Genomic DNA, 4,874 nt, shown 5'->3' with positions numbered 1-4,874 from the left:
TCGATGGTCGGAGATGACGGCGAACAAACGTGCATGATCGTATCAATGGATGAATCGGCACTGGTCGCACGCCGTCATGTGTTGCCAGTGATTCGCGAAATGGTGGCGCGGCAAGTCGACGTTCCGGTCGACGCGGTCGCGATGGTCGGCGGTCCGTTTGACGGAGCGACGGTGGATGAGGCGAGTGTCCGATCGGTTCGTTATTTTGCGCCACCCTCGGCAGTGTTTGCCGCGATTTTGTGTTTTATCGCTTTGCGGTCGATCCCTTTGACCGCCGTGATCACGTTGGTCGCCGTGATCGGTGAAGGGATGGTGTTGGCGGCGGTCTACTATCTAGGCACTCCGCTAAACGCCGTGCTGATCGTGTTGCCACCGTTGGTGTTCGTGTTGACTGTCTCGGCGGGAATCCACCTCAGTAATTATTACTTGGATGCATCGCACGAACATCCCGAACTCAATCGCACCGGAGCGGCACGGCGGGCGATGCGGGCGGGAATGTCCCCCTGTTTGTTAGCCACCGGAACCACGGTGGTCGGGCTGGGATCACTTGTGTTGGTACGGATCGAACCGATTCGCATCTTTGGTGCGATTGCGTCGATGGGCGTCTTGGGCACGCTGCTGATGTTGTTGTTAGTGCTGCCTGGGGCAATGGTGCTGACCGATCCTCGTATGCCATCGCCCGAGGCCGAGCCCAAGAACACGTGGCTTAGCCGCCTTCGCGGTCGTGTGCGGCGAAGGATTCGTAAGCGATTGGCGCGTCCGTGGCCGGTCATCATCAGCTTTGTGGTGATCACGATCGGGTTTGGCTTCGGGCTTCGAAACCTGGAAACCTCGGTCAATGTGCCACGAATGTTTTTGCCTCGCAGTGACATTCGAGTTCAGTATGAATGGTTCGAAGAGAATATCGGACCGACGGTAACGGGCGAACTGTTGGTTTCGTTTCCACCAATGACCGAAGACGATGATCCGCTGCAGCGATTAGATTTGGTCAAACAGGTACACAAGACCGCACTCCAACAGGAATCGGTTGATGGCGTGTTGTCGCCATTGTCGTTTATTCCGCCAGTTCAGAGTGGGGCGAGTTTGTCGGCGACCGCCAGCCGGAGTGTGGTGCGTTCATTGATTCGGGATCCCGAGTCGTCGATTGGAAAATTGGGGTTCATTTCTCGTGACGATAACGCAGAGGTTTGGCGGATCAGCATTCGCTTGCCTCAAAATGAAGATGTTGATCACGGAGCGATGATCACGCATATTCGTCATGCGGTCGATGCCGCCATTGCTGATCGCGAATTGGATGCGACCGTCACGTTGACAGGGCATGTCGCGATCGTCCAAAAAGCCCAAGAAGTGCTGCTCCGCGACTTGTTCCGCAGCTTCTTGGCCGCGTTTGGTGTCGTTGCGATCGTGATGATGTTCTTGCTGCGAAGTTTGCTCGGTGGATTGATCGCGATGCTTCCCAATCTCTTTCCCACGATCGCCTTGTTCGGGTGTATGGGGTTGATTCGGACGCCCTTGGACATTGGATCCGTGATGACGGCGAGTGTGGCGTTGGGAATTGCGGTTGACGATACGATCCACTTGGTTAGCCGCTATGGTTCACGTCGAGCCCGCGGGCTGGGCCAGATTCGTGCCGTCTTTGGGGCGTTGTCGCAGTGCGGTTGGGCAATGTTGCAAACGACGCTCGTTTGCGGATTGTCGCTGATGGCGTATTGGTTCAGCGATTTTGTGCCGACCAGCCAATTTGCGGTGTTGATGATGGGATTGCTAATGGCGGCGCTCGTGGGCGACCTGCTGCTATTGCCATCGTTGATGTCCAGCGTTTTAGGACGCTGGTTGGCGCGGTCGGTCGGAGCCGACCCCAAAGCGGCGATCGGATCGGACGAACCGCGTCGCCGCAAACCATTTGATGTGCGGCGGTTGCCGCGGCGGCGCCGAGCTCGGCAAATGCGGTCGACTCAAAATAAATGAAATGGCGGTTTCGCCGACCACTCTATCGCTGGACCGCAATCGTCGAAGCAAATGATTTAACCGGTGGCATCACGACACCATATTTAGCCGCCTGGACTTTCATCGCGCGCTCGAAGAACGGAAACGGAAAATCAGGGCGGCGACGCAGCGCGTAACGCTCCACCGCGACGACCAATCGGAGGTCGAGCTTCTCTTCTTTGACTTTCAGCACGACAAAACGTAGGTAGGCACGCTGGTCTTCGCTCGTGGCTCGCAGTCGATTGACCAATTGTTCTTCAAGCGTCGCACTTCGATCGGTCGTTGCGGACATCACACGTGGCACCGTAACCTGGGCCGTGGCCGTTTGCGTTGCGATGGTTTGCATTCCGCAGAACAAGCCAATGATCCATGCAAGCTTGGTCCCTGTTGGTCGTTTCATGACGATCGATTCCTTTTCTGTCCAGTCGAGGGAGGGGCGTGACCCCGATTGCCGCGGGCCAATGCCAAGCGAACGTGCCGTGCGTTCGTATACACTCGGGACTACCAAACTTGGCCGCGGGTTTGCAAGCCGAGAAAAATGGACCGTCCGGGTGAACACCGTCCGGGGGAACCCTGCTCGCTACTTTGCTAGCGCTCCGAGCGTGAAGCCTCGCTCGGTCGCCGCCGGATACGATGGTTGCCACTCGATAAAACGTTCGATTTCGAGCGGACGGAACGCGGTGGACTGCTGAAAACTTGGATGGAAGCTGGCGGTTTCGCACCGATTGGCGATACAGCAAACCTCCATTCCGCATCGCTAGCAATAATTTGGGAGGTTTACGAAGTCTTTGTCATGGTCGATTCGTTCGCTTTGCTCGGGTCGCAGCGATTATGTGTATGGCTTAACCGGCAAAGGCCGAATGACAGTAGTGATATGACGTCGTGCTCGAGAAATTCGTTTGAAAGAGCGGATTTGTCTGGGGCGACCCCTACATAAAACACCACAGCACTCTCGCTACAAGCATGTGGCGTATTCGCGGAAGGATTCGGCGATGAATCGTTGGCTATTAATTGGTTCTCTTGCAGGTCTATTGTTAAGCACCACAGGGTGCTTGCATCACAACGTTCGTGGCGGCAGTCACGGCTGTGGCAATCCAAGCTGCAACTCGGGCCAATGTGGCTCGACTGGCGGCACAGGCTTACTAGGCCGGATTGGCGCGAAGCATAGCGGTTGCCAATCGTGTGGCGGCAACTGCGGCGGCCGCACCGGCTGCGTTGCCGGCCCTCTCGGATGGCAACAAGGCGGATTGGATTACAGCTCGCACCTGCAACCGGGGCTATTTGGCCACGGTGCGGGGGCACAGATCCAAGCCCAACCGGTCAACCCAGGGCCTCCGACCGGCCAGGTCGGCTATCCTTACTACAGCCATCACGGGCCTCGTGATTTCTTGTTGGATAACCCACCGACGATTGGTCGCTAAGACCGATTGAACGGGTGAAATCGGCTTCGGTTCGTTTGAGATAAAGGGGACACAGTGCCCCGCTATTTCAGCGGCCGAAGCACCGTCAGCAACGGCCCGGTTCGGTCACCAGCAGGCTAAATACGGTTGCCGCAAGGCAGGACGGGGGACGATGCCCCGGTTCACCAGGCAGACGCTCGCTGAGAATGTGGTTACGATTGTAATTGTGATTTCGTAACCATACCTTGAAGAAACGTTGAGGTATGATTTTGGTTTGGTCATCTGAATTGAGGGAAGTACCGTGTCGTCCGACTTTCGCTTGAAAGAGCAGCTGCCTGAATTAACCGAGCAGATTGTTGCGACCTATACTCCCGACGATGCGATCAATCATCTCGGTCATTGCCCGCTGCCAAGCTACACCGCAGTGGTCGAGATTTTGCTGGATTTGAAGGATGTCCTCTACCCAGGTTACCGTCGCAAGACGGGGCTGCACGCAGGGAACGTTCGCTATCACGTCGGCAGCTTGATTGATTCGCTGCATGACCAATTGACGACTCAGATTGCCCGGGCGCTCCGACACGAGCACCGAGTGCAAAAGAATCACATGGATTGCGAAAGCGATATCGACTTCGAAGCCAAAGGGCAAGCGATGGCGATCGAGCTGTTAAAGCGAATCCCCGAACTGCGTCGGATTCTCGCGACCGATGTCCAAGCGGCATACGATGGCGACCCGGCATGCCAAACCAGCGACGAAGTGGTTTTTTGCTATCCCGGTTTCGAGGCGATCACGGTCTACCGAATCGCCCATCAATTGGTCAAGCTGCATGTTCCGTTTATCCCTCGCATGATGACGGAATGGGCGCATAAGCAAACAGGAATCGATATTCACCCCGGTGCAACGATTGGCGATCATTTCTTTATCGACCACGGTACTGGCGTTGTTATCGGGGAAACATGTGTGATCGGTCGCGGCGTGAAGCTGTATCAAGGGGTCACCCTTGGGGCACTCAGTTTCAAGACCGATGACGATGGACATTTGATTCGTGGAACGAAGCGACATCCCACGATCGAAGATGGTGTGGTCGTGTACGCCAACGCAACAATCTTGGGTGGCAAGACGACGATCGGCAAAGACAGCGTGATCGGATCGAGCGTATGGATCACCAAGAGCGTGGGCCCCCAAACCACCGTGGTACTCGAAAAACCACAACTGCGAGTTCGCAGTGGGCAAAACGATGCACTTGTCGACGAGCTGAATTTTCAGATTTAGCAGCTGGGGCACAACCGCATCGAACCGCGACGACCGCATCGACGATTGATCGCTCGTTCTCGGTTTCAAGCCGGTTATTCGATCAAGTTTAGGAATGGTTCGGAAATCACTTCGACATAAGACCGCCCGGGCGGACCGCGAAGTTATTTCCTAACAATTCCTCGATTTGTTTGCGATGTCAGCGGATTTTGCGATGTCAGTGGATATCGACGACGCGG

The 4,874-nt window shown here is 55.9% G+C and carries 4 protein-coding genes; 3 read left to right on the top strand and 1 reads right to left on the bottom strand.

The window, feature by feature from the left end:
• The coding region (locus ABX962_RS30225) for an RND family transporter (protein ID WP_372725125.1) at positions 1-1,968 on the top strand (1,968 nt) is incomplete at its 5' end.
• Between the two features lie 22 nt (positions 1,969-1,990).
• Here the strand turns inward: ABX962_RS30225 and ABX962_RS30220 are convergent.
• Positions 1,991-2,386: a hypothetical protein gene (locus ABX962_RS30220; RefSeq protein ID WP_372725123.1), complete on the bottom strand. Its 396-nt coding sequence runs from the start codon at positions 2,384-2,386 to the stop codon at positions 1,991-1,993.
• 592 nt (positions 2,387-2,978) lie between these two features.
• Here ABX962_RS30220 and ABX962_RS30215 point away from each other — a divergent pair.
• Positions 2,979-3,407, top strand: a complete 429-nt coding sequence (locus ABX962_RS30215) for a hypothetical protein (protein WP_339940319.1) — start codon at positions 2,979-2,981, stop codon at positions 3,405-3,407.
• A 280-nt stretch (positions 3,408-3,687) separates the two neighbouring features.
• On the top strand, positions 3,688-4,656 hold the full coding sequence (gene epsC, locus ABX962_RS30210; RefSeq protein WP_339940317.1) for a serine O-acetyltransferase EpsC: 969 nt from the start codon (positions 3,688-3,690) through the stop codon (positions 4,654-4,656).
• The last annotated feature ends 218 nt before the right edge of the window (positions 4,657-4,874 follow it).

It is taken from the genome of Novipirellula sp. (genome assembly GCF_041583735.1).
Lineage (GTDB): Bacteria > Planctomycetota > Planctomycetia > Pirellulales > Pirellulaceae > Novipirellula.
Note: the sequence above shows the minus strand (reverse complement) of the source record. Positions and strands in the feature narration are given on the sequence as shown.

What these genes read in the sequence shown, in the direction of transcription:
- ABX962_RS30220 (WP_372725123.1), bottom strand. Translation starts at nt 2,386, where the DNA reads ATGAAACGACCAACAGGGACCAAGCTTGCATGGATCATTGGCTTGTTC.
- ABX962_RS30215 (WP_339940319.1), top strand. Translation starts at nt 2,979, where the DNA reads ATGAATCGTTGGCTATTAATTGGTTCTCTTGCAGGTCTATTGTTAAGC.